This is a genomic window from Enterobacter sp. LM3 (assembly GCF_046622475.1).
Taxonomy (GTDB): domain Bacteria; phylum Pseudomonadota; class Gammaproteobacteria; order Enterobacterales; family Enterobacteriaceae; genus Enterobacter; species Enterobacter cloacae_P.
The window spans coordinates 62,982-87,707 of the sequence record NZ_JBJURN010000020.1 but is presented as its reverse complement, the minus strand read 5'-3'; the positions used below and the strand labels follow the sequence as shown (position 1 = coordinate 87,707).

The 24,726-nt window shown below is 51.4% G+C and carries 24 protein-coding genes, 1 tRNA gene and 2 pseudogenes; 13 read left to right on the top strand and 14 right to left on the bottom strand.

Annotation, left to right across the window (positions count from 1 at the left end; all coding sequences use genetic code 11):
* Positions 1-272: 272 nt before the first annotated feature.
* The 4 genes from ridA to ACJ9N4_RS18275 all read right to left on the bottom strand — a co-directional run bounded on the left by ridA (position 273) and on the right by ACJ9N4_RS18275 (position 2,278).
* Entirely contained in the window at positions 273-659 is a 387-nt protein-coding gene (ridA, locus tag ACJ9N4_RS18290; protein WP_014068687.1) for a 2-iminobutanoate/2-iminopropanoate deaminase, read from the bottom strand.
* Between the two features lie 73 nt (positions 660-732).
* Positions 733-1,194, bottom strand: coding sequence for an aspartate carbamoyltransferase regulatory subunit (gene pyrI / locus ACJ9N4_RS18285; protein WP_182273556.1), 462 nt, complete (start codon positions 1,192-1,194; stop codon positions 733-735).
* Positions 1,195-1,206: 12 nt separating this feature from the next.
* Positions 1,207-2,139: an aspartate carbamoyltransferase gene (gene pyrB / locus ACJ9N4_RS18280; protein WP_182273557.1), complete on the bottom strand. Its 933-nt coding sequence runs from the start codon at positions 2,137-2,139 to the stop codon at positions 1,207-1,209.
* Between the two features lie 34 nt (positions 2,140-2,173).
* Positions 2,174-2,278: a pyrBI operon leader peptide gene (locus ACJ9N4_RS18275; RefSeq protein WP_168769597.1), complete on the bottom strand. Its 105-nt coding sequence runs from the start codon at positions 2,276-2,278 to the stop codon at positions 2,174-2,176.
* On the opposite strand from ACJ9N4_RS18275, the pseudogene ACJ9N4_RS18270 reads away from it, so the two are divergent.
* Positions 2,258-2,375 (top strand): annotated as a pseudogene (locus ACJ9N4_RS18270) (hypothetical protein). The gene ACJ9N4_RS18275 and the pseudogene ACJ9N4_RS18270 sit on opposite strands and share 21 nt — an antisense overlap.
* A 3-nt stretch (positions 2,376-2,378) precedes the next feature.
* Here the strand turns inward: ACJ9N4_RS18270 and ACJ9N4_RS18265 are convergent.
* From ACJ9N4_RS18265 to arcA, 5 genes are all read right to left on the bottom strand, one after another.
* Entirely contained in the window at positions 2,379-2,858 is a 480-nt protein-coding gene (locus tag ACJ9N4_RS18265; protein ID WP_182273558.1) for an arginine repressor, read from the bottom strand.
* Between the two features lie 76 nt (positions 2,859-2,934).
* Positions 2,935-4,338: a YfcC family protein gene (locus tag ACJ9N4_RS18260; RefSeq protein WP_182273559.1), complete on the bottom strand. Its 1,404-nt coding sequence runs from the start codon at positions 4,336-4,338 to the stop codon at positions 2,935-2,937.
* Between the two features lie 47 nt (positions 4,339-4,385).
* Entirely contained in the window at positions 4,386-5,390 is a 1,005-nt protein-coding gene (gene argF, locus ACJ9N4_RS18255; RefSeq protein WP_182919319.1) for an ornithine carbamoyltransferase, read from the bottom strand.
* A gap of 152 nt (positions 5,391-5,542) precedes the next feature.
* Entirely contained in the window at positions 5,543-6,454 is a 912-nt protein-coding gene (gene arcC / locus ACJ9N4_RS18250; RefSeq protein WP_182273561.1) for a carbamate kinase, read from the bottom strand.
* A gap of 10 nt (positions 6,455-6,464) precedes the next feature.
* Positions 6,465-7,685, bottom strand: a complete 1,221-nt coding sequence (gene arcA / locus ACJ9N4_RS18245; RefSeq protein ID WP_182273562.1) for an arginine deiminase — start codon at positions 7,683-7,685, stop codon at positions 6,465-6,467.
* A 673-nt stretch (positions 7,686-8,358) separates the two neighbouring features.
* Here arcA and ACJ9N4_RS18240 point away from each other — a divergent pair.
* Positions 8,359-8,811: a YhcH/YjgK/YiaL family protein gene (locus ACJ9N4_RS18240; protein WP_182919320.1), complete on the top strand. Its 453-nt coding sequence runs from the start codon at positions 8,359-8,361 to the stop codon at positions 8,809-8,811.
* 188 nt (positions 8,812-8,999) lie between these two features.
* Here the strand turns inward: ACJ9N4_RS18240 and argF (ACJ9N4_RS18235) are convergent, their stop codons facing one another.
* Together argF (ACJ9N4_RS18235) and argL are read right to left on the bottom strand one after the other, a co-directional pair.
* Positions 9,000-10,004 (bottom strand): ornithine carbamoyltransferase, encoded by a 1,005-nt coding sequence (gene argF / locus ACJ9N4_RS18235; protein WP_182919321.1) that lies wholly within the window; start codon positions 10,002-10,004, stop codon positions 9,000-9,002.
* The gene (gene argL, locus ACJ9N4_RS18230) at positions 9,974-10,069 is read right to left on the bottom strand and encodes a putative translational regulatory protein ArgL (RefSeq protein WP_230857839.1); all 96 of its coding nucleotides are present in this window, start codon (positions 10,067-10,069) and stop codon (positions 9,974-9,976) included. Before argL ends, argF (ACJ9N4_RS18235) begins: the two co-directional genes overlap by 31 nt.
* Before the next feature lie 99 nt (positions 10,070-10,168).
* On the opposite strand from argL, the gene rraB reads away from it, so the two are divergent.
* The 8 genes and pseudogenes from rraB to ACJ9N4_RS18190 all read left to right on the top strand — a co-directional run.
* Entirely contained in the window at positions 10,169-10,591 is a 423-nt protein-coding gene (rraB, locus tag ACJ9N4_RS18225) for a ribonuclease E inhibitor RraB (RefSeq protein ID WP_182273565.1), read from the top strand.
* A gap of 46 nt (positions 10,592-10,637) precedes the next feature.
* Positions 10,638-11,396 carry a tRNA isopentenyl-2-thiomethyl-A-37 hydroxylase MiaE gene (miaE, locus tag ACJ9N4_RS18220; protein ID WP_411500697.1) on the top strand — a complete coding sequence of 253 codons (759 nt, stop codon included), beginning with the start codon at positions 10,638-10,640 and terminating at the stop codon, positions 11,394-11,396.
* Positions 11,397-11,426: 30 nt separating this feature from the next.
* A complete protein-coding gene (locus ACJ9N4_RS18215) occupies positions 11,427-12,158 on the top strand; it encodes a topoisomerase II (protein ID WP_182919323.1) in 732 nt (243 codons plus the stop codon).
* 105 nt (positions 12,159-12,263) lie between these two features.
* Positions 12,264-12,348: transfer RNA gene (locus ACJ9N4_RS18210), tRNA-Leu, on the top strand.
* A 266-nt stretch (positions 12,349-12,614) separates the two neighbouring features.
* On the top strand, positions 12,615-14,975 hold the full coding sequence (locus ACJ9N4_RS18205) for an N-6 DNA methylase (protein ID WP_411500696.1): 2,361 nt from the start codon (positions 12,615-12,617) through the stop codon (positions 14,973-14,975).
* Positions 14,975-16,339, top strand: coding sequence for a restriction endonuclease subunit S (locus ACJ9N4_RS18200; protein ID WP_411500695.1), 1,365 nt, complete (start codon positions 14,975-14,977; stop codon positions 16,337-16,339). Before ACJ9N4_RS18205 ends, ACJ9N4_RS18200 begins: the two co-directional genes overlap by 1 nt.
* Entirely contained in the window at positions 16,336-19,584 is a 3,249-nt protein-coding gene (locus tag ACJ9N4_RS18195; RefSeq protein ID WP_411500694.1) for a type I restriction endonuclease subunit R, read from the top strand. The genes ACJ9N4_RS18200 and ACJ9N4_RS18195 overlap by 4 nt, the downstream gene beginning before the upstream one ends.
* 88 nt (positions 19,585-19,672) lie before the next feature.
* A pseudogene (locus ACJ9N4_RS18190) lies at positions 19,673-20,245 on the top strand (integrase core domain-containing protein); the annotation flags it as partial.
* Positions 20,246-20,281: 36 nt separating this feature from the next.
* Here the strand turns inward: ACJ9N4_RS18190 and ACJ9N4_RS18185 are convergent.
* Complete coding sequence (locus ACJ9N4_RS18185; protein WP_411500693.1) at positions 20,282-20,866, bottom strand: hypothetical protein; 585 nt, start codon at positions 20,864-20,866, stop codon at positions 20,282-20,284.
* A gap of 339 nt (positions 20,867-21,205) precedes the next feature.
* Here ACJ9N4_RS18185 and ACJ9N4_RS18180 point away from each other — a divergent pair, with 339 nt between their 5' ends.
* Together ACJ9N4_RS18180 and ACJ9N4_RS18175 are read left to right on the top strand one after the other, a co-directional pair.
* Complete coding sequence (locus ACJ9N4_RS18180; protein WP_411500692.1) at positions 21,206-21,907, top strand: hypothetical protein; 702 nt, start codon at positions 21,206-21,208, stop codon at positions 21,905-21,907.
* On the top strand, positions 21,904-22,338 hold the full coding sequence (locus ACJ9N4_RS18175; protein ID WP_395121827.1) for a hypothetical protein: 435 nt from the start codon (positions 21,904-21,906) through the stop codon (positions 22,336-22,338). The genes ACJ9N4_RS18180 and ACJ9N4_RS18175 overlap by 4 nt, the downstream gene beginning before the upstream one ends.
* On the opposite strand, the gene ACJ9N4_RS18170 is transcribed toward ACJ9N4_RS18175, so the two are convergent.
* Together ACJ9N4_RS18170 and ACJ9N4_RS18165 are read right to left on the bottom strand one after the other, a co-directional pair.
* Positions 22,332-23,024 (bottom strand): winged helix-turn-helix domain-containing protein, encoded by a 693-nt coding sequence (locus tag ACJ9N4_RS18170; protein ID WP_411500691.1) that lies wholly within the window; start codon positions 23,022-23,024, stop codon positions 22,332-22,334. The genes ACJ9N4_RS18175 and ACJ9N4_RS18170 overlap by 7 nt on opposite strands.
* Before the next feature lie 25 nt (positions 23,025-23,049).
* A complete protein-coding gene (locus tag ACJ9N4_RS18165; RefSeq protein WP_411500690.1) occupies positions 23,050-23,922 on the bottom strand; it encodes a phosphorothioated DNA-binding restriction endonuclease in 873 nt (290 codons plus the stop codon).
* A gap of 300 nt (positions 23,923-24,222) precedes the next feature.
* Here ACJ9N4_RS18165 and ACJ9N4_RS18160 point away from each other — a divergent pair, with 300 nt between their 5' ends.
* A complete protein-coding gene (locus ACJ9N4_RS18160) occupies positions 24,223-24,690 on the top strand; it encodes a SymE family type I addiction module toxin (protein WP_182919337.1) in 468 nt (155 codons plus the stop codon).
* The last annotated feature ends 36 nt before the right edge of the window (positions 24,691-24,726 follow it).

The window sequence follows — 24,726 nt, the reverse complement described above, 5'->3', positions numbered from 1 at the left end:
GTGAATTCATTTTTTGCACCTCATCAGTTATTTAATTTATAACCTCTGAACGTGTCTAAAACTATTAAACCACTTCATGCCCGACCCGAAGCCGGAAGGAATAAGCTGAGGGTACCGCGAAGCGGCGATTTTCTTTGCCGGGAGACGGGATTGTTAAGGGGGCGCGATAGCCCCCTTAACACGTTCACCGCAGCGGATTATGCAGGTAGCAGGAATGTCTGAGTGAACGGAACGATGCCACTGAAATAGCAAAGTGCCATGCCGAAAACGCCTTAGCGACGAACCGCAATCGCTTCGATTTCAATCTTCACGTCTTTTGGCAGACGTGCCACTTCCACGCAAGAGCGCGCCGGGAAGGTGGCGTTGTGCTCGGTGAAGAACGCTTCGTAAGTGGCGTTAACGGTCGCGAAATCGTTCAGATCTTTAACGAATACGGTGGTTTTCACGATATCGCCCACTTTCAGACCCGCAGATTCAACGATAGCCTGCACGTTTTCCAGCGACTGACGCGCCTGAGCGGCTACGTCTTCCGGCACTGCGCCCGTTTTCGGGTTCACCGGGATTTGGCCAGAGGTAATAATCATGCTACCCAGATCAACGCCCTGAACGTATGGGCCGATAGCCGCTGGTGCATTTTCCGTCGCGAGTACTTTGGTCATGATTTCTCCAGAATAACAGCTGATTAAATGTTCCCGGCCATTATAACAGCCGGGATTTCATTACCAACCTCAATTAGTTGGCCAGCACCACATAATGAGAAAACTCTTTTTCGCAGTATTTGCATTTGAGTGCGATGTCATCAGCGCGTTTTTTCACTGCAAAGCTGGAGGCAACCGGCTCAGCATGACTGATGCAGTTGCTGTTTGGGCAGACCAGCACGCTTTCGATGCGCTCCGGCAGGCTCGGACGGGACTTGCCGACCACTTCATACTCGTCGATGCGGTTCACGGTGGCGTCAGGCGCATACAGCGACAGCTGGTTAACCTGCTCGTCGGTCAGGAAGGTATTCTCAATCTTGATCAGGTCTTTGCGGCCCATTTCGCCCGACGGCAGGTTCAGGCCGATGGTGATGCGCTGGTCGGTTTCGGTCAGTTTGAACAGCGTCAGCAGCTTAAAGCCGACCTGCGCAGGGATATGGTCGATCACGGTGCCACGTTTGATGGCTTCAACCTGGAGTTTGTTATCGTGTGTCATTGTCGTTTCCCCTTACAGAGCCAATTCGCGATTCAGAACCAGTGCCAGTAACGCCTGGCGGGCAAAGATGCCGTTTCCGGCCTGCTGGAAGTACCAGGCGTGCGGCGTTTTATCCACGTCTGTGGTGATCTCATCGATGCGTGGCAGCGGGTGCAGCACTTTCATGTTGTCGCGTGCGCCTTCGAGGTCGCTGGCGCGCAGCACAAACTGCGCCTTCACGTTGGCGTACTCGGACGGATCCAGACGCTCTTTCTGCACGCGGGTCATGTAGAGGATATCCACGTTGCCCATCACGTCTTCGATGCTGGCATGCAGGCTCCACGGGATACCTTTCTCGTCCAGCATGTCGAGAATGTACTGCGGCATCGCCAGCGCATCCGGGGCGATGAAGAAGAAGCGGTTGCCGTTAAATTTCGCCAGCGCCTGGGTGAGCGAGTGGACGGTACGGCCATACTTCAGGTCACCGACCATCGCGATATTCAGATTTTCCAGACGTCCCTGGGTTTCCTGAATGGTGAACAGATCCAGCAGGGTTTGCGTCGGGTGCTGGTTCGCCCCGTCTCCGGCGTTCAGCACCGGAATGCCGCCGGAAAACTCGGTCGCCAGACGTGCCGCACCTTCCTGTGGGTGGCGCATCACAATAGCGTCAACGTAGGTACTGATAACTGAAATGGTATCCGCCAGGGTTTCGCCTTTTTTACCCAGCGACGTGTTGCTGCTGTCTGAGAAACCCACCACGCTTGCGCCCAGGCGGTGCATGGACGTTTCAAAGGAGAGGCGGGTGCGGGTAGACGCTTCAAAGAAGCAGCTCGCAATCACCTTGTGCTTCAGCAGCTCCGGTTGCGGATTCGCTTTCAGTTTTGCCGCGGTTTCCAGAACCAGTTCCAGCTCTTCGCGGCTGAGGTCGTTTATGGAAATGATGTGTTTTTGATAAAGCGGATTCATGTTTATCTCCTGACGCCGGGCAAAAAAAAGCCCCTCAAATGAGGGGCTCTGGGAATAGATTGTGCAACGGGAAGAAAAACGGCAGGCCAGCGTCTGATTTCAGACGCGGTAAGACGTTATGTCGTACACGCTTGACCATGCTTCCTCCCGGCAAATTGTCGGGCATTATACGCAGCCCGGTTTTCGGATCAAGCGATTTAATGCACATTTTACTCAGTGCAAACGGTTCTTTGTGAATATTAATTCGTTCTGAGTAAATAATTAATTTGTTTGTGTACCAGCGCAGTGCGCTTCACTATCCGAGGGGCGACCCAGACAATACTGCTTCCGGCCACCACTCCTAAAATTTCCGGTAACTGGTGATAATCCAGAATTCGCGCCACTGCGCGACCATACCCGGCGACGGTATGGATAAGGATAAACTCGCTATTATGCTCCACGCTAACCACCATTTCGGAAACCGAACGCGCGGCGTCAGGGGTAGGGTGCAACTGAGGATTCAGCGAATAAATCTTTAGCCCTTTAGCATTTCGAATTTTTATGACACCGAGCAACCTGAGCAGACGCGAAACGGTAGACTGGCTAATGCTGTCAAAGCCCCTCTCCTGCAAGTCGCGGCGAATTTCTTCCTGGGAGAGATAACTCTTTTCTGTGATCAGACGCTGGCAGACCGTCAGCTGTAGCTGTTCTTTTGGAGAGTAATCACCATATTCCGTCATAACTATTTCCCATGTATGTGGCTGAAACAAAACGCCCGGCAGGCACTACGCTTACCGGGCCTACAACGTCAAAAAATCACAACAACGCCCCCAGGCTTAACGCCGCCATGATCACCACTGTCAAAATCCCCAGCAGCGGCGCAACCCATTTCAGGTAGCGCACGTAAGGCACGCGGGCGATAGCCAGCCCGCCCATGACGACGGCAGAGGTAGGAGTGACCAGGTTAACGATGCCTGATGCCGACTGATAAGCCGTAACCACCAGGTCGCGGTTGACGTTAGCGAAATCGGCAAGGGGTGCCATGATCGGCATCGTCAGAACGGCCAGGCCGGACGAAGAAGGCACAAGAAACGACAACACCACTTCCAGCCAGTACATCACGTTGATAAACGCCACCGTGGATAACCCGCTGACCAGCCCTTCGGCGCTGTGCAAAATGGTGTGGGTAATCATGCCCTTATCCATGATCACTACGATACCGCGCGCAATGCCGATAATCAGCGCGACGCCCAGCAAATCTCGCGCGCCGTTGATAAACGTTGAGGTCAGCTCCTCTTCGCTCATGCGGGCAATCAGGCCGACGATAATGGCGCTGGCGAGGAACACCGCTGAGATCTCCGCCATCCACCACCCCAGCACCGCCACGCCGTAGATCATCACCGCGAAGGCGAGGGCGAAGATCACCAGGATGATTTTGCGCACCGGGGTAAATTCCAGCGACTGCTCGCCTTTGTTGCCGAGGAAATGGGCGAGGTTCTCTTCCTGCTTATCCGCAACAATAGAGAGCGACGGATTGAGGCGCACTTTACGGGCGTAACGCATCACCCATGCCACGCAAATGAGCCAGCCAATCACTAACAGCGCCACGCGCAGGATGATGCCGTTGGTGAACGGGATCCCGGCGGCGTTGGCGGCGATCACCGTGGCGAACGGGTTGATGGTGGAGCCGAGAGTGCCGATCCCCGCCCCGAGCAGCACGGTGGAGGCTGCCACAACCGGGTCGAACCGGGCGGCCAGCATCACCGGTACGAGCAGGGTGTAAAACGGTAGCGACTCTTCGGCCATGCCGTAGATGGTGCCGCCAGCGGCAAACAGCGCCATCAGGATCGGGATCATCCACTCTTCACGTCCGCGAAGGCGGGTGGTGACGCGCTCGATCCCGGCGTCAATCGCGCCAGTTTTGGTGACGATCCCGAGGAAGCCCCCGATGATCAGGATAAACAGCGCCACGTCGATCGCCCCGGCCTGGCCGGAGACGGGATCGTACAGCCCGGCAATCGGTGCCATCAGCACGGAGATTACCCCCTGCGGATGTGCCGCAACGTGTGCGTAGGTTCCGGCAATCGGTACTTCTTTGCCGAGGGTTTCATTCAGGGCCATCTGGTACTGACCGGCAGGCACAACCCAGCTCAGCGCCGCAACGACGGCAATCAGAAAAAAGAGAATGGTGTAAGCGGAAGGAAACTTGAACTTGCCCATGATGTTCTCCTGAAACCCGGCACACCCCGTGGCGTGCCGGGGGGTGATTAGTCGCCGAGTGTCGCCACCATGACCGCTTTAATGGTGTGCATGCGGTTTTCGGCTTCGTCAAAGACGATAGAGTTCGGTGATTCAAAGACCTCTTCTGTCACTTCCAGCCCTTTCAGGCCGTAGGCCATTTCAATTTCACGGCCCACTTTGGTGTGCTCGTTATGGAACGCAGGCAGGCAGTGCATGAACTTGACGTTCGGGTTACCGGTGGCCTTCATGACCTTCGTGTTGATCTGGTACGGGGTCATCAGGCTGACGCGTTCGGCCCAGGCCTCCTTCGGCTCGCCCATTGAGACCCACACGTCGGTGTAGAGGAAATCGGTACCGTGTACGCCTTCTTCCACGTCGTCGGTGAGGGTGATGCGCGCCCCGGTTTCTTTGGCGATGGCGCGACACTGTTCAACCAGACCCGCTTCAGGCCAGAAGGACTTCGGTGCCACGAGGCGGATGTCCATGCCCATCTTGGCCGCGCCAACCATCAGGGAGTTGCCCATGTTGTTACGTGCGTCACCCAGGTAGGCAAAGCTCAGCTCCGGCAGGGTTTTGCCCGGAGCGTGCTCCAGCATGGTCATCAGGTCGGCGAGGATTTGGGTTGGGTGGAACTCATCGGTCAGGCCGTTCCACACCGGTACGCCTGCATACTCACCCAGCTCTTCAACAATCGCCTGGCCGTAGCCGCGATACTCAATGCCGTCATACATCCGTCCCAGCACGCGGGCGGTGTCTTTCATCGACTCTTTATGACCAATCTGCGAGCCGCTTGGGCCGAGGTAGGTCACCTGCGCACCCTGGTCAAATGCGCCGACCTCAAAGGCGCAGCGGGTGCGGGTGGAGGTTTTTTCAAAAATCAGGGCGATGTTTTTCCCGACCAGGGTTTGCTTTTCGCGTCCGGCTTTTTTGGCGGCCTTCAGCTCAATGGCGAGGTCGATCAGGTACTGGATCTCCGCCGGGGTGTAGTCCAGCAGTTTGAGGAAATTGCGGTTTTTCAGGTTGATGGTCATGTGGGAAATCCTTTTAAAATTTAGCTGTCTGATGCCCTCACCCCGTCCCTCTCCCACGGGGAGAGGGTGTGATCGCCCCCTCTCCCACGGGGAGAGGGTGTAATCGTCCCCTCTCCCTTTGGGAGAGGGTTAGGGTGAGGGGAAATTTCGACTCAGTTACGAATCAACGTGCCTTTCTCGCCCGCCAGGATCTCTGCTCCATCGGCCAGCGCGCCGATCCCGGCAATGCCGTGACAGGCTTCAACAAACTCGCGGCAGGCGGCCACTTTCGGCCCCATCGAACCGGCGTCGAATTGCATGCCTTTGAGCAGTTCCGGTGTCACCTGTGCCAGCGGGCGCTGCGTCGGTTTACCCCAGTCGAGATACACCGCATCGGCATCGGTCAGGATCAGCAGGGCATCGGCCTCGATCTGACGCGCCAGCAGTGCGGCAGAGAGGTCTTTGTCGATCACCGCCTCGATGCCGTGATAGCCCCTGGCGTTTTCCACCACCGGCACGCCGCCACCGCCGTTGCAAATCACCAGGTGATCGCGCTGGATCAGCGCCGAGATGGCGTCGCTCTCGACGATGCGTTTCGGCTGAGGGGAGGGCACCACGCGGCGGAAGTAGCTACCGTCGGCCTTGAATACCCAGCCTTTTTCCGCCTGTAGCGTTTTCGCCTGCGCTTCGTTGTAAACCGGGCCGATGTACTTGGTTGGGTTGGTAAAGGCCGGGTCGCTGGCATCCACTTCCACCTGGGTGAGCAGTACGCTGACCTCACGCTGGGGAAGGATATTTTTCAGCGCCTGCTGGAGCATGTAGCCGATCATTCCCTGGCTTTCGGCTCCGAGGATGTCGAGCGGGTAAGGCGTCACTTTGTCGTAAGCACTGTTTTGCAGCGCCAGCAGCCCGACCTGCGGCCCGTTGCCGTGAACCAGCACCACGCGCCACTGTTCCGTCAGCCCGGCGATGGTGCGAGCCGCCAGCTCGATATTCTGGCGCTGGATCTCCGCTTCCAGCGGTTCGCCGCGTTTGAGCAGGGCGTTGCCGCCGAGGGCCACAACCAGAGTGGGTTTTCTTTCCATGATGACTCCTTTAAATTCCGTCGCGTTCCAGTGGGCAGCTCATGCAGCGCGCGCCGCCGCGACCGCGACCCAGCTCGTCACCCGGGATCGGCAGCACGGTAATGCCTGCTTTGTCGTACTTCTCGTTCGTCCAGACGTTGCGCTCGTAACCAATCACCACGCCCGGGCGGATGGTCAGCACGTTGTTGGCGTCGTTCCACTGCTCACGCTCAGCTTCAAAGGCATCGCCACCGGTGGTGATCAGGCGTACCTGGTTAATGCCGAGGGCTTTTTCGATGGCGTGTAGCAGGTCGGTTTCCTGCGTGCGCAGCAGGCCGCCGCGTCCGTCCGGAGTGAGCGTCCAGCACTGGGCGTCTTTACGCACCACTTCCGGGTAAACGGAGAAGGTATCCACGTCGATGTGGGTCATGACGGTGTCGAGGTGCATGCAGGAGCGGTGTTTTGGCAGTTCAACGGCGATCACGCGTTCGGCCTGGCGATGTTTGAACAAACTGTTGGCGAGGAACTCCACGCCCTGCGGGGTGGTGCGCTCGGACATGCCGATTAATACTGCCCCACGGCCAATCACTAATACGTCACCCCCTTCTAATGTCGCGTGGTCGTAATTAATGTTTTCATCACCGAAATATTTAATAAAATCGCCATCGGCAAATGCCGGATGCCAGCGGTATATTGCGCGCAGGTTATTGGTTTCACGCTGACGTGCCGGTTTAGCCATTGGGTTAATGGATACACCGTTATAAATCCAGCAGGAGGTATCGCGGGTAAATAAATGGTTAGGCAACGGCTTCATAATAAAATCATTTGCCGTGTGGGTATCCACCACCATATTTTTAATGGCTGCCGGAATTTCACCGTAGGTTAACCCGCCGCTTAACCGACGCGCCAGTTCGCGGTGTGGCATATCTGCCAGCCAGCCCCGCACGTCACCCGCGAAGGTTGGCCCCAGGCGATAGTCAGAGATTTGCGTTTCCAGCAGCCAGGCTTTTGCTGCAGCAATATCAAGCGTTTGGGTAAGTAGATCGGTTAACAGCAGGACTTCCACACCCTGCTCACGCAGCGTGTTTGCGAAAATATCATGCTCTTCACCCGCCCGTTCAACCGAGAGCACATCATCAAATAACAGTTCCTGACAGTTCGATGGTGTTAAACGTTTCAGACTTAAATTTGGGCGATGCAGCATAACGCTACGCAATTGACCAATTTCAGAACCGACGTAATGCTTTTCCATAATTATTCCTTTAACTGTTTTTCAGAATAAAAAGGGCTTGGCCATGCGCTTCGTTTATTTGCATGGCGGCTTAGCTCAATTGATTTCAGAGCCAATACTAGGCAGTTAAATAATCCGTATTGTGATGCTGCTCACGCGAAAATGGATATTAAAGGGTTTGTTTTCAATTGCATGATTCGCATCAGATAATAGCTAATTTGATATTATTGGCGGGTGAATAGCTAAGCATGTTCCGTTGGCATTATTTGTGATTGTTATTATTTTGTAGAATTTAATCTTTTGAAATGTTTTGTTATCTCATTGATTCTAAATGAATAAATAAATGGCATGGAATGACTATGCAATAATGATAATTAACTATTTTTGACTTAATAAAAATTAATAAATAATTATGGGTTTTTATAGCAAATTATCAAAGTGACAAAGTGTGAAGCAGCAGCGGGTTTTGTTATTAAGGGTTGTTGATCAGGAGGTTAGCTTTTCAGGCTGAAGGGTGAAAACTGATGTTATGCATAACCACTGCATAATTGCCTGAGTGTGATTAACAGCGGGTTAACACATTTCCCGATAAACATGCGCTCGCGCAAACCTCATCGAAAAATGAGTGGTATGGTAGTTTGAATTCTCGTATAAAAGCTGAATTGAAACGACGTTTTATATTGAGGGTTTAATCATGATCGTTGGCAACATTCACCACCTGCAGTCCTGGCTGCCAGAAGAACTGCGTCAGGCCATTGAGCACGTTAAAGCGCACGTCACCGACGCGACGGCGCTGGGCAAGCACGATATCAACGGCAACAACCTGTTTTACCTGGTTTCCGAAGACATGACCCAGCCGTTTGCTGAGCGTCGCGCCGAGTACCATGCGCACTATCTGGATATCCAGATCATGATGAAAGGCCAGGAAGGGATGACCTTCAGCACCCTGCCGCACGGCACGCCGGACACCGACTGGCTGGCGGACAAAGACATCGCGTTTCTGCCGGAAGGTGGGCAGGAGAAAACCGTGGTGCTAAGCGAAGGGGATTTTGTGGTGTTCTGGCCGGGTGAAGTACACAAGCCGCTGTGCGCGGTGGGTGCGCCTGCGCAGGTCAGAAAAGTCGTCGTCAAAATGCGGGTTGCCTGAAACGGGCTTGTTCCCACTCCCCGTGCAAGGCAAAAGCAAAAACGACAACTCTGTTGTCGTTTTTTAATGTTTACTCCCTCTCCCCGTGCAAGGCAAAAGCAAAAATGACAACTTTGTTGTCGTTTTTTAATGTTTACTCCCTCTCCCCGTGGGAGAGGGCTGGGGTGAGGGCACCAGACCGCAGAGGATCACTCCCCAAGCGTCGCGACCATCACCGCCTTAATGGTGTGCATCCGGTTTTCCGCCTGGTCAAACACAATGCTTGCCGCCGACTCAAACACCTCGTCCGTCACTTCCATTCCGCCGTGCAGATCGAACTCTTTCGCCATCTGCTTGCCGAGCGTGGTCTGGTCGTCATGGAAGGCCGGCAGACAGTGCAGGAACTTCACGCCCGGGTTGCCGGTCAGCGCCATCATCTGGCTGTTCACCTGATAGCCGCGCAGCAAAGCGATACGTTCCACCCACTTCTCTTTCGCCTCGCCCATCGATACCCACACGTCGGTATAGATGAAGTCCGCCCCTTTCACGCCAGCCGCCACATCTTCCGTCAGGGTGATCTTACCGCCATTCTTCTCTGCCAGTGCGCTGCACTCGGCCACCAGGCTCTCTTCCGGCCAGCAGGCCTTTGGTGCCACCAGACGCAGGTCCAGCCCGGTTAATGCCGCCGCTTCGAGCATTGAGTTGCCCATGTTATTGCGCGCATCGCCTGCGTAGACCAGCGTCATCTCGTTAAATGCTTTGCCCGGCAGGTGCTCCTGCATGGTCAGCAGATCTGCCAACAGCTGCGTCGGGTGGAACTCGTTGGTCAGCCCGTTCCAGACCGGTACGCCCGCATACTGCGCCAGCGTTTCGACCACTTCCTGACCGTGGCCGCGATACTGAATGCCGTCGTACATACGGCCCAGCACGCGAGCGGTGTCTTTAATTGACTCTTTATGCCCAATCTGGCTGCCGCTCGGCCCTAAATACGTGACGCGTGCGCCCTGGTCAAATGCGGCAACTTCGAAAGAGCATCGTGTACGGGTTGAGTCTTTTTCGAAGATGAGCGCGATGTTTTTACCAGTAAGCTTTTGTACTTCCTTGCCATTTTTTTTATCCGCTTTGAGTTGTGCGGCAAGGGTCAGCAGAGAGGTGAACTGTGCAGGCGTAAAATCGAGCAATTTCAGAAAGTGTTTCTTATACAGATCAGACATTTTATCCTCACATGGCAAACGCCACTAATTGAATTAAAATTCACTTTATATGTATGAATATTCATTTGCAACCCTGTTTAACAAATCTTTCTTACAAAGGTGGAGGCAAACACGTCCGTGTGTGAAAATAGAAGTATCTGCCGCACTTTAAAGAGGAATGAGCCATGGCAAACCCGGAACACCTGGAAGAGCAACGCGAAGAGACGCGTCTGATTATTGAAGAACTGCTGGAAGACGGTAGCGATCCGGACGCGCTGTACACCATCGAGCACCATTTCTCTGCCGACGATTTCGATGCGCTGGAAAAACTGGCGGTTGAAGCCTTCAAACTGGGTTATGAAGTGACTGAGCCGGAAGAGCTGGAAGTGGAAGAGGGCGACACCGTCATCTGCTGCGACATCCTGAGCGAAGGCGCGCTGAAAGCGGAGCTTATCGACGCACAGGTTGAACAGCTGATGAACCTGGCCGAGAAGTTTGACGTGGAGTACGACGGCTGGGGAACCTACTTCGAAGATCCGAACGGTGAAGACGGCGACGAAGACGACGAAGATTACGTCGATGAAGACGACGATGGCGTGCGTCACTAAGCGTTTCAGGCGGTGGCATTTGCCACCGCTTTTTCAAGGTTAAAAAATGGATTACCCGCAGATTCTCGCCCCCGTACTCAACTTCCTCCAGTGCCCAACCCCGCAAGCATGGATTGATAAAGCCCGCGACCCGGCTAACCTGCCGCTGCTGCTCACCGACCATATGGTGTGCGAACTGAAGGCTGCACAGACCGCGCTGCTGCTGGTGCGCAAATACGTCGCCGATGAAAGCGGTGCCGACGCGCTGCTCGACTGGCTCAAACCTTACGAAGCCTTTACCTTCCGCGAAGGCCCGGAGCCGGATTTTGTGGCCCTGCATAAGCAGATTGGCAAAAGCGTGATGCCCAAAACCGACGACCCGTGGGGCCAGGCACTGATCGACAGCATGGTGTTGCTGATAAAAGAAGAGCTGCACCACTTCTGGCAGGTGCGCGAGGCGATGCTGGCGCGCAACATTCCGTATGTGAAAATCACCGCCAGCCGCTACGCCAAAGGGATGCTGAAAGAAGTGCGTACCCACGAACCGCTGACGCTGATCGACAAGCTTATCTGCGGTGCGTACATTGAAGCCCGCTCCTGCGAACGCTTCGCCGCGCTGGCCCCGTTCCTGGACGACGAGTTGCAGAAGTTCTATCTCTCGCTGCTGCGCTCGGAAGCACGGCATTACCAGGACTATCTGACGCTTGCCCAACGGGTGAGTGACAACGATATCTCCCCCCGAATAAAGCTTTTTGGTGAAATTGAAGCCACACTTATCTCGACACCGGATAACGAGTTTCGCTTCCATAGCGGCGTGCCGGTGTAAACCGACACATCAACAGGATGCGATATCGAGATGAGAAGAACGTGGATGCGTATTGCCGTGGTGGCTATTGTGGCCGCCGCCGTGGCGTTCTGGGTCTATTTTGACAAGCAACGTTTGCAGCAAGACCCTGAGCAACAGCTTGATACTACCCTCAATGCGATGCCCGCCTGGCAGGTGCTGAAAGAGCAGGAACCCGCGTTACAGAAACGCATCCGCGACCAGATCCTCACTATGCAGAAAGCGGGTGAGTCTGAGCAGCACATCATCGACGTGATCCAGCCGCAGATCCTGAACCTGCAGATGTCGCGCCTGCAATACGCCCCGGACGCCAGCGTGGTGGAGTATATGAAGGCCAACATGGAGCAGACCGCTGCTATCCAGAAGGTGAGTGACGACGCCTGTTTTCGCTTCCTCTACCCGGCGGTGAAGGGGGGCGTTAACCCAATGCGCGTGCTGGATAAACCGATGATGCAGCGCCGTATGCAGGCCGATGCCGACATGATGCGCTCGGCCTACGGCAAAGATCGCCACACCGTTACCCCGGCAGAACGTGAAGCCGCCGCGACCGATGTCCGCCCGATAATGAAAGCGCTGGCCGACAAATACGGCGAGGATATCCAGTTGCTGCAGATGCCAGAGAAGGCGGTGGGCAAAGAGAAGCTTTCCTGCGATATGGTGCAGGAGATGTGGGCGAAGGTGCTGAAGCTGCCAGAGAAGCAGGCCGCGGGGGTGATTCGGCTGGCGGTTTCAGAGCTGGACTGAGGGTTGCGCTGGTTTTTTCGACACTTAGCGCGGGTTTAGCGCGTCGCCGCTTGCATGGCGGCGCGCGACAGGTATAATCCACAACGTTTCCGCATCCCCTTCAGTGCCGAAGTGGCGAAATCGGTAGACGCAGTTGATTCAAAATCAACCGTAGAAATACGTGCCGGTTCGAGTCCGGCCTTCGGCACCAAAAGATGCAAAAGAAAGTCGCTTAAGGGCGGCTTTTTTTGTGCCTGGCATTTAGTGTCTGTACAATTATCTCCCTTCATTTACAGCAAGCTAGATAAACTTTGTTAACTCTGCTGATGATCAGATTTTCAATTCCATTGTTCATTTCTTTGTCCTCTATCGTTTGAGATAACCCTCGTAGCGGTTATTATTTTGCGAACTGAATTCCAAAACTGAATATTTGCCTGAGCACATTTGCACTAAGGCCGCGATCTCCCCGAGGGTTTCATGACTAACACTAACTTTTCTCAAATGGCTGCGTTTATCTGGTCGGTGGCTGACCTGCTGCGCGGTGATTTTAAACAGTCTCAGTACGGACGCGTGATCCTGCCCTTTACGCTGCTGCGCCGCCTTGAGTGTGTGTTGGCGGAGACCAAAGACGCGGTTGTGGCGAAATATGATGAATTAAAAACCAGCCCACTGCCGGAAGATGCCAAAGAGAAGTTTCTGCTGCGCGCCAGCGGGCTTTCCTTCTTCAATACCTCGAAGATGGATCTGGGCAAGATGGGGCAGAACGACATCAAAGCCAACCTGGAAAGCTACGTACAGGCGTTCTCCCCGGACGCGCGTGAGATCTTCGAACACTTCAAATTCAGTGAGTTTGTCGGCCTGCTGGAAGATGCCAACCTGCTGTTTAAAGTAGTGAAGAAATTCGCCACCACCGATCTCAGCCCGAAAGCGATTTCCAATTATGAAATGGGTCTGGTGTTTGAAGAACTTATCCGTCGTTTCGCGGAAAGCTCTAACGAGACAGCCGGTGAGCACTTCACCCCACGCGATATCGTGCGTCTGACAACTTCACTGGTATTTATGGAAGATGACGAAGCGCTGACGCAGGACGGTATCATCCGCACCATTTATGACCCGACGGCCGGGACCGGCGGCTTCCTCTCTTCGGGCATGGAATATGTGCACGAGCTGAACCCTAATGCGGTCATGCGTGCCTTTGGCCAGGAGCTGAACCCGGAATCCTACGCTATCTGTAAAGCCGACATGCTGATCAAAGGTCAGGACGTCAGCCGTATTAAGCTGGGTAACACCCTCTCTAACGACCAGTTACCGCAGGACCAGTTCGACTACATGCTCTCTAACCCGCCGTTTGGCGTCGACTGGAAGAAGATTGAGGGCGAGATTAACGACGAACATACGCAGAAAGGCTTTAACGGTCGCTTTGGCCCGGGCCTGCCGCGTGTTTCCGACGGCTCGCTGCTGTTCCTGATGCACCTGATCAGCAAAATGCGCGACAACCACAATGTGGATGGCACCGTGAGCAACGGCGGGCGTATCGGGATTATCCTTAACGGTTCGCCACTGTTTACCGGTGGTGCGGGCAGCGGTGAGAGTGAAATCCGCCGCTACATTCTGGAAGCCGATTTGCTGGAAGGCATCGTCGCGCTGCCATCGGACATGTTCTATAACACCGGCATTGCCACCTACGTATGGATCCTCTCCAACAAGAAAGCGCCTGAGCGTAAAGGTAAAGTGCAGCTGATTGATGGCACTAACCTGTGCGGCAAGATGCGTAAATCGCTGGGTTCCAAGCGTAACCTGATGGGCGAAGACGATATCAAACTGATCACGCAGACCTTTGGTGATTTTGAGGTGGTGGATGTCACAACTCTGGAAGAACTGGGTCTGGAAAAAGCCGCCGAGCAAAAATCCAGTCGTGGTCGTCAGCCTGCCACCGCCAAAACCGAAGCGCCGAAAACCTTCGCCAGCAAAATCTTTAACAGCACCGACTTTGGCTACCGCCGCCTGACCATTGAGCGCCCGCTGCGGTTATCCGCTCAGGTCACGGATGAGGCGATTGCGACTCTGCGCTTTGCGCCGAAGCCGTTTAACGCGCCGATGGAACGTCTGTATGAAGATTTTGCAGCTCAATGGCAGGCGGATAACTACGGTGATTTCTCCGAACTGGAAGCCGAAGCGCGCGCCATCATCAAAGCCGAATTTGCTGAGCTGAAAGAGAAGCAGATTAAAGACCTGCTCGACAGCAAACTGTGGCTGGCGCAGCGCACGTTGCTGGAAAAAGCGCAGCAGATTCAGACGGCTCTGGGTGCGCAGGCGGGTGGAAAAATGTTGGTGAGCAATGACTTCAACCAGTTCCAGTTGACCCTGAAAGGGGCCATCAAAACGGCTGGCGTGAAGCTGGACGCGAAAGAGAACAAGCAGTTTATCGATGCCATCACCACCAAAAACCCGGATGCCGAGCCGGTGGTGAAGAAAGCGCTGAAAGAAGCCGCTCAGCCGCTCTATGGCGCGTTTGAATACAAAGGCAAAGTTGTTGAGTTTGAGCAGGACGGCGAGCTGCGTGATAACGAGAATGTACCGCTGAATCCGGCAGTATCTACCAGCGATCTGATTGAAAACTATTTCGAGTCTGAAGTGCTGCCGCATGTTAGTGACGCATGGATCAACGCCGATAAGCGTGATGCGAAAGATGGCGAGGTGGGGATTGTGGGTTATGAGATTCCGTTTAACCGCCATTTCTATGTCTATCAGCCACCGCGCCCACTATCCGAGATTGATGCCGATCTAGATGCCGTCAGCGCCGAGATTATGAAGCTGCTGCAGGAGGTACATTCCTGATGGCTAAGTATAAGGCGTATCCGGAATATAAGGATTCTGGGGTTGAATGGTTGGAGAGGGTTCCCAGGGAATGGGACGTTATTAATATTAAATACCTCAGCCAAGTAAAAAGAGGTGCGTCACCAAGACCGATTGATGACCCTAAGTTTTTCGACGATGACGGAGATTATGCTTGGGTACGCATTGCAGATGTAACGGCTTCGGATACCTATTTACTAGAAACGACACAAAAAATGTCGGCGTTGGGAAGCTCGTTGAGCGTAAAGCTTGAACCTAACAAACTTTTCTTAAGTATCGCAGGTACAGTAGGGAAACCATGTATCACTGCAATTAAATCATGTATACATGATGGTTTTGTATATTTTCCTTACTTGAGAATACCCAATAAATTCCTTTTTTATGTCTTTGCTGGAGAGCAGGCATATAAAGGGTTGGGGAAAATGGGAACTCAGTTAAACCTTAATACTGACACGGTAGGTGGTATTAAAGTCGCATTGCCATCGAATAATGATTTTATTACGAATATTGTAAATTTTCTCGATCACGAAACCGCAAAAATCGATAATCTGATTGAGAAGCAACAGCAACTGATTGAACTGCTGAAAGAAAAATGTCAGGCAGTCATTAGCCATGCCGTTACAAAAGGGCTAAATCCTGATGTGCCGATGAAAAATTCTGGTGTTGAGTGGTTGGGAGACATACCGAGTCATTGGTTATGCACAAAAATAAAACACATAGCACTACTTACACCTAAAAAATCATCAGTAAATTTTAAAAATAACGATGAATGTACTTTCATCCCGATGGAAAAGCTAAAAAGAAACTCTCTTGTAACGGATGAAAGCAAACTAATTCGGGATGTTATAAGTGGTTATACTTACTTCGAAGATGATGATCTTCTGTTGGCTAAGGTTACACCATGTTTTGAAAATAAAAACATTGCTGTAGCTAAAGGGCTGGTTAATAGTATTGGATTCGGTTCTACGGAAATATATGTCTTGAGGCCAACTGAAAAAATCCGTGTGAATTACTTATTATATCGTCTCCAGGAGGACAATTTTATCCGTGCCGCAACAGCAGCAATGACAGGTGCTGGCGGTCTGAGACGTGTACCTTCAGATTTTCTGCTTAACTATCCAATTGCTATTCCGCCAAAACCAGAAATGGATGCAATTGTTGCTTATCTCAATGCACAGGAAGTTCATTATGACTTGATGGAGAAGAATGCGACACAGGCTGTTCAACTCCTTCAAGAGCGCCGCACCGCCCTCATCTCCGCCGCCGTCACCGGAAAAATCGACGTCCGCGACTGGGTTGCCCCTGACACGCAGGATATTGAGGAGCCAGAGGAGGCTACCGCATGAGCATGGACAGCACCAAAGAGCTGATTTTCCAGAATGAGATGATTGCTCAGATGGAAGCAAAAGGCTGGGTTCGTGGCAAAACGGACGGCTACGATCGCGAACGTGCGCTGTACTCGCAGGATGCACTGATTTTTGTGCAAACCACGCAGCCGCAGGAGTGGGAGAAGTTTGCCAAAATTTACCCTACCGATACCGAGCGTCATTTCCTCGATGCGCTGGTGGCGCAGCTGAAAAAAGCGGATATCAACGCCACCGATGTGTTGTCTCGCACTTACGGCACACTCGGCGTGCTGCGTCACGGTATCAAAAGCCATAACGCGCGTTTTTCGCTGTGCCAGTTCAAGCCGGAACATAACCTCAATCCGGAAACCCTGACGCGCTACAAGCAGAATATCTGCCGCATTGTGCCGGAGCTGGTTTACAGCCCACATGCATCGAACGCCGCATTTGAAGAAACGGGCGTTAAGGCAAAGAAATGGCGTATCGATCTGGTGTTGTTCGTCAATGGCCTGCCGATAGCGACCCTGGAACTGAAGTCTGAATTTAAGCAGACGGTGCAAAACGCCATTACGCAATATAAGAAAACGCGTTTGCCGAAGGACCCTGGCACCAACAAACCCGAGCCGCTGCTGACCTTTAAACGCGGGGCGCTGGTGCACTTTGCCGTCAGCCAGTACGAAGTGTTTATGGCGACCAAACTCGAGGGCGATAAAACCTTCTTCCTGCCGTTTAACAAAGGGACTCATGACGGCGGTGCGGGGAACGACATCCCGGAAGATGCCAACGACTACGCCACCAGCTACCTGTGGAATGAGGTGCTGTTGCCGGACAATCTGCTGAAAATTCTCGCCAGTTTTGTGCATCTGCAAATCGTCGAAAAAGAAAATGCCATTGGCCTGAAGTACAAAAGCGAGAGCCTGATTTTCCCGCGCTATCACCAGTGGGATGTGGTGAACAAACTGATCACCGCCGCGACGGTTGAAGGAACCGGCAATAAATACCTGATTCAGCACAGTGCGGGGTCGGGCAAATCGAACTCTATCGCCTGGACGGCCCACCAGCTTTCCCGCCTGTACGATGAAAATGGCGAGAAGCAGTTCCACTCGGTGATTGTGGTGACGGACCGCACCGTGCTGGACGATCAGCTGCAGGACACTATCTATCAGTTTGAACATCAGGATGGCGTTGTCGGGCGTATCAATAACAAAGAGGGTGATGGTTCAAAATCGGAGAAGCTGGCCAGCGCGCTGGAAAACTCTCAGCCAATTATTATCGTCACCATTCAGACCTTCCCGTTTGTCCTGAAGGCGATTGAAAACAGCGTCAGCCTCAAGCAGCGTAAATACGCGGTGATTGCCGATGAAGCACACTCCTCGCAGAGCGGTTCTACGGCGCGTCAGCTGAAAGAAGTGCTGATGATCGAAGAAACGGATGATGACGTGGAGATGTCGTCAGAAGATATTCTGGATGCCACCGTCGCCGCGCGTAAAGGCAGCAACAACCTCAACTATTACGCCTTCACCGCCACGCCGAAAGCCAAAACCCTGGAGCTGTTCGGTCGTCGTCCTAATCCGCAGGAAGCGGCTTCAAAAACCAATAAGCCAGAAGCGTTCCACGTTTATTCCATGCGTCAGGCCATCGAAGAAGGCTTTATTCTTGATGTGCTGAAGAATTACACCAACTACAAGGTGGCGTATAAGTTGCTGCAAAAGCTGGACGATCCTGACCGGGAAGTGGACAGCAAGAAAGCGAAGATCAGACTGAACCAGTGGGTCTCGCTGCACGACCATAACGTGTCGCAGAAAGTGAAGGTGATTGTTGAGCACTTCCGCAAGCATGTGATGCACTTGCTGGCCGGTCAGGCCAAAGCGATGGTAGTGACCAGCTCGCGTAAGGCTGCGGTGCGCTACAAGCTGGCGTTCGATAAATACATTGCCGAGCAAAAGTACGACAAGATAAGCGCAATGGTGGCGTTCTCCGGGGAAGTGGAATTCCACGAAGATGACCACAACAGCCTTGCGCTGCTTAACCAGAAGTTCACCGAAATCAATATGAACCCAGGCCTGAAGGGCCGGGATATGCGCAAAGCGTTTGATACCGACGACTACCAGGTGATGCTGGTGGCTAACAAATTCCAGACCGGTTTTGACCAGCCTAAGCTCTGCGCCATGTATGTGGATAAAAAGCTGGGGGGCGTGGAGTGTGTGCAGACGCTGTCCCGACTGAACCGTACCTATCCCGGGAAGGCGCAGTCCGGCACGTTTGTGCTCGATTTCTACAACGAGCCCGACGAGATTTTGGGGGCTTTCCAGCCGTACTACCAGACAGCGGAACTGACGGATGTTAGCGATCCGCAGCTCGTCTTTGAGCTGTTTGAAAAGCTGCGTACCAGCGGTATTTTCCTGTGGAACGAAGTGGAGCAGTTCTGCGAGGCGTTCTTCAGTAAAAACAAATCCAACGCGGCCATTAGCAATATCTGCAAACCAGCAATGGAGCGCTGGAAACAGCGCTATACATCAGCGATTGATGCGTATGTGATTGCTAAAGAGATGTTTGAGCGCACCAGGAAGACCGGCGATGTTGTGCTAATCACCAATGCGGAAAACACCTTCAAAGAGTGTGAGAAAGAAAAAAGTAAGCTGGATATCTTCAAGAAAGATCTCGGTAGCTTTGTCCGTTTTTACGAGTTTATGTCGCAAATCATCGATTACGATGACAAGAACCTGGAAAAGCTGAGCCTGTTTGCCCGCCATCTGCGTCCGTTGCTGCATGAACAAAGTATTGAAGAAGATGAGATTGATTTAAGCAATGTCGAGATGAGCCATTATCGTCTGTCGAAGCTTCACGAACAGCATCTGAAACTACAGGAAGATGCAACGGACTGCAAAATCAAACCGGGTAATGATGTCGGCACGGCGAAGCCGAAGGACAAGAAAGAAGAGTTTCTGTCGAATATCCTGGCTCGCCTTAATGAGCTGTTCGTCACCGATAATCTCACCGATAAAGACATGATTAATTATGCCTTTGCGGTGCGCGACAAGTTGTCAGAAAACCAGGCGGTGATGACTCAGATTGCGAACAATACGCGCGAACAGGCCATGCTGGGCGATTTCCCGAAAGCCATTGATGATGCCGTGATGGACAGCAACGACGCCCAGCAGGAGATGATGGTGCAATACCTCTCTAACCCTGAACTGGCGAAAGGTTTTGCGCGGGTGGTATTTGATATGTTGAAAGGGGCTTGATTTACGATTCCCCGATAAAAAATGGGATGTTTTGTCAGGAATAAAACCCAAAACATGACATCCCCATCAGTTTACTCAAAAAGGATGGTATCTGCGCTCTCAGGACACGTTCTACGTGGGCAGCCTGAAAGGTGTCGGACGCATTTATCAGCAGACGTTCGTTGATACGTACTCGAAGGTTGCACACTGCAAGCTGTATGTCACTAAAACGCCGATTACAGCGGCTGACCTGTTGAATAATCGCGTGTTGCCATTTTACGCGTCCCAGGGACTGCCAATGCTGAGAATACTGACCGACAGGGGCACGGAGTACTGCGGCAAAGTGGAGCAGCATGATTACCAGCTTTATCTGGCAATAAATGATATCGACCACACGAAAACCAAAGCAATGTCGCCGCAGACAAACGGCATCTGCGAACGGTTCCACAGGACGATATTGCAGGAATTTTATCAGGTAGCGTTCCGCAAAAAACTGTATGGCGAACTCGATACATTACAATCAGATCTTGATGCATGGCTGGCTCACTATAATAATGAGCGAACCCATCAGGGGAAAATGTGCTGTGGCCGGACGCCAATGGAAACATTACTTGATGGAAAACGCATCTGGGTTGAGAAAAATTTAAGCCAGATGCAATCTGACAGATACCTGTATAAATAACTAGTAACTGTCAGATCAGGTCTGAGCTAATATAAATTAACCACATGACGAGATTACAAATGGTGCATTCGAGGTGAAAAATCCTTTATAAGCGTCATATAAGCCATTCGCACGAGCATAGGCTTCAGCTTCTCGTAACTTAGAATTTGCCATGTTGTATCTTTTCCATTTTTCTTCTCCATCATCACATTTTGGAGAATGACCCAAATCAACACCAAAACTTGAAAACTCAGACATCATTACCTGAAGTTTTTCACTGGCAAGACGTTTTTGATTTGCGTCAGTCAATTCCTTTTCTTTTGTTGCGAGCGCTGTGTATTCACTATTTATATTTTTTCTAGTGTTTTCTAATTCAGCAAGCTTGTTTTCATATTCTTTTTTTATTTGCTCGAGATAAACTTCTTTTTTATAGTTCTCTCCTTGTTTTTTTATTATTTCATTCTCCTTTGCTGAGGTTTTTTCATAAAAGGCATTTACCTCTTTATTATGTGCATCTTTTAACGTCTGAAGTGATTTGTACTCACTGATGAAAAAAAGAGCGATGGGTATGCATATAACAATGACGATAAGCGACTGTATAGAGTATTTTTTTACTATTTCAAGTGCACTATCTACTGTCATGTTTTTTACCCCCTGTTTGGTTTGACCTTATTCTAATTAGCTAAAGGTAATTTTGCAATATAGCAACTCACTAAGTTATGATTGATATAATCATATCAACACCTTCTTTCTCAATACTATTAAAATCATGTATGAACATCGACGAAAAATGTTTTTATAGATCGTTTTACCGTTCCTACCGGACAGAAAAGTTGTATTTTTATTGTTACTCAACAGAATATAATGTTCTTCATCAATCCCGCTTGCGGCCTTATGCTTCATAACTCTTTAACAGTTGTCTGGACTGTCAAAAAAATCGTCTATAACATAGCCAGTTAGACTACATATGGAGATGTAAACATGAGCACCAGAAGAGAGATTAAGGATGGGGCTCTGTTTGACGTTCTCGACAGAGGAATCGTCTACACAGAGGTGTTGGGCTGGATTGATATGGGACATGCCCGTGGCAATGATGTGGCGGCGCTTAAACGTCAATTCGTTGAGGGAGAGCGTAGCGGCAAACCATCTTATTTCGTCATGTATCGGCAAGATATGGGCGTCTTAAAATTCCAATCGCGGCTTGGCGTCGGGAAGTTCTCTCACTGGGAAATTAAGCGTGGCCGGAGTACCGAAGACATTAACAGAATCATGCTGGCGATGATGATGATGACCGCATCCAGATTTGAAGGCCTGCAAAGCCTGCGGTTCTTCTCCTGGTATACAGACAGCGGCTTTAGCGGTGAGGATTTGGTGTCTGACTTGTTCGGGTTCTATCGGGCTATCATACCGGGTCGGTATGGCTATCGTCTCAAGCCCGTGAGTTATGATTCAGCCGTGCGTCGCTGGGATTATTACGGCGCTATCGGTTCCCATAAAAATCGTGGGTTCCGTCCGATTCTTTTTCCCGATCCTGTTGACCAGTGTGTGCGGCACCAGCCGTATACGGTTAATCTTCCGCATTTTATGACATGGCTCAGGCCGTGGGATGATTTCACATCCGGAGTGGTGAAGGTCATTACAAATGATGGGACATCGCTCTCGTTCATGGGGGCTAAGCTATGACAATCCTTTTAAAAATCCTGAAGTGGTGCGCACTCTCGGTTGCCACAGTCTTTATCCTTGGATGGCTGTTTGTCTGGCTCGTGGCATCGGGTTCTGAGGAAACGACGGTTTACACAGAACATGATTTTTTCCACTACCACACGCTGACTGACAAGGATATTGAACACGCCCCGCGTGTAACGGACGACTACTATTTCGAGGCGCATCCCGGCGATGGTTATGCCCCTTCAAATAGTATCGTTTTTAAAGGGGCTACCGGGGTCGCACCGTTGCGCGCGTATCTCGAAACGCTGGGATACGCGAAGGAAAAGCGTCGCCTGGGGGAAAAGGAGATCTGGTCAAAACCCGAACAGGTAAAAGGGGACATTTTCTATCTGTACTTTAATGCCGCTACGGGTGAAGTTGAGCTGACCAAAGTGATGAATTACTGAGTTAACTCACTCTGTGTTGATTCATCTACTTTTTGTGCTTTGGTCATCAAGGCTTTCAATTCTTCAATAGTGAGTGAGGGTTTTTGTCTGTGGAGCATTGCATGGCAATTAGGACAGACAGGGCGAAGATCTTTCACGGGGTCGAGTTTGTAGCGCTCCCCAATCTCAGAGAGAGGCGTGATATGGTGGACGTGAATATAGTCCTTACCGGTTTCACCATACGTTTTCTCAAAGTCCATATTGCACACGCTACATTGACAGCCGTAATGATCTATACATTTATCTCTTGCTGTTTTGCTACGTTCGTATTTGTTAACTTTGATCTGCTTAACAGCACCCTCATAAAAGGTTTCGGGCACATCATCTGGATAGTCGATATCTAACCTTGTAGAAAGCGACTCTGCTTTTTTGATGCCATCTTGCGTGAGTTTCCAGATGCCAGGGCCTGATTCTTTAGCATTATGAAGGTACTTGTAATCAACTAGCTTTTTTCGTGCCCATTGGACCATGTTATTCCATTGAGGACGATTGCTATCATCAGGAAGTAAGATGCTCATTTCTTCATCTGTAAGGCCAAACTCCTTCCCCAGCGGTTCATAACATGAGGAAGAGCTTACTTCTCCGCCACGATTATAAATATTTAAAAGTAAAGGGATTTCAATCTCTTTGTAGCCAGGGAACGACATCTTTATGCTCTCCAAATTGTATGAATTACTTCCTGAAAATTTCTCGTATATGCCACTCAATAAAACTAGCTTGCGGATAATTTTCTTTCTGTAGTGGGAGGTGAATTTGAGATCCTGCGAAGTCCCAAAAGAATCTGGATACAACGCTATTGCCATTTACAGCGGAAGATATTTGAACACGCATGTTTTCATCCACTCCAAGAGATCCTTTATCAAAGGCTTTATGGTGGATTGCACAGAGGGCTAAGCCATTCACGACCTCACATGGTCCTCCATATTGCTTCCATTTGATATGAGCGGCTTCAAGTGCGACAGAGGTATTATCATGTCGCATATTGAAACCGCAAATGGCGCACTGATAGTTATAAGCACGCAATACCTGCTGTCGGAACAAGGGATCGCGCTGTTTACGAATTTGCAGGAGATTAAATCCCAACTCGTCGGCGATTTCTTCCTGAATGCTTTCGGTAAAGTGTGCTTCGAGGATTTGCTGAGCGATAGCGTTAATCAGGTTCTTACTGTTGATCAAACGAGTGTAATGCTGCTCGTCAAAACCACCTGCAACATGATGTTCAACTAATTCTCCCGCAGGTGGTTGTCTGCTGGTACCTGATGTGGAACAGCGCGCCGCATTTTGTAGTTCCCAAAAGCCATCACCTTGTAAACGCCAGAACGGCATATCAGGACGGTACTGTGCACACTGTGGCCCAAAACGTTCCAGCAGGCTGTGCAGCTGATCGCGTACTTCCGTACCATAATCAAACAGACGCGCATGCCCCTGCTGGTAGTTCGCCAGCACGTACAGAAGCAATAGAGGCTTATGCGGCGCACGTTGTTCGCCTTTGCGCCAGATGGTGATGTCGGCAATTGCCTGTTCGAGAGTTTTGCTGGAAGCCATCGCGTTACGGAAGAAGGTAAATAATTGCGATGATGCTCGCAAAACTGAGGTCAATCAACCCACAACCAGCAAAAACATGACCTTACTCCACCCATCTCTATTTCCTGAACCCTCCTCGCATTTCTCAAATTTACCCCACCCAAAACCGCTGTATTTATATTCAGCACGGTATAATAGCCACAATAAATAACGCCGAATGGCAAAAGGAAGTATCACAGGAAATTAACGAAGAATTCGCGATATGAAGGTGCTGCAACACCCCCATACCGCTAACCACAACCAACTAAACAGGAGTTGAAAATGGCTGCGACGAATTTTAAGCCAGAGTTTACTGTTTGCAAAACAGAATCAGACGCTTTTACCGGCATGATTGAAAACCACGAGCTGGTACGCAAAAACAGCGCCCGCCGTTTACATGGCAACCAGCCCAATGCCGCGCCCGTCCATCCCCGTGCGGAAACGCCGCAAGACAGTGCCGCCTGCTGCGAACTGTATGCGCGCATAGACATGAAATACCTTCTTCTGGGCGGCGACTGGTTAAAACGGGCGGGCTTTATTAACGGTATGCCCGTGAAAATCCGCGCGATGAAAGACTGCATTGTGATTACCCCACAGCATACAAGAGAATTATGGGGATGCCTGGAAGGTATGAGTGTGGTGAATATTAATAAGCAGAAAGTCGTGCAGTGGTTAAAAACATTTCCGGGGGCGTTGAATGATACCGGCGATATACCGGTGGTTAAGCGTGGGATCGGGCAGGCAGGGTAAGCGTAACGTCTAACGCGTCACTTCCTTCAAATCTGT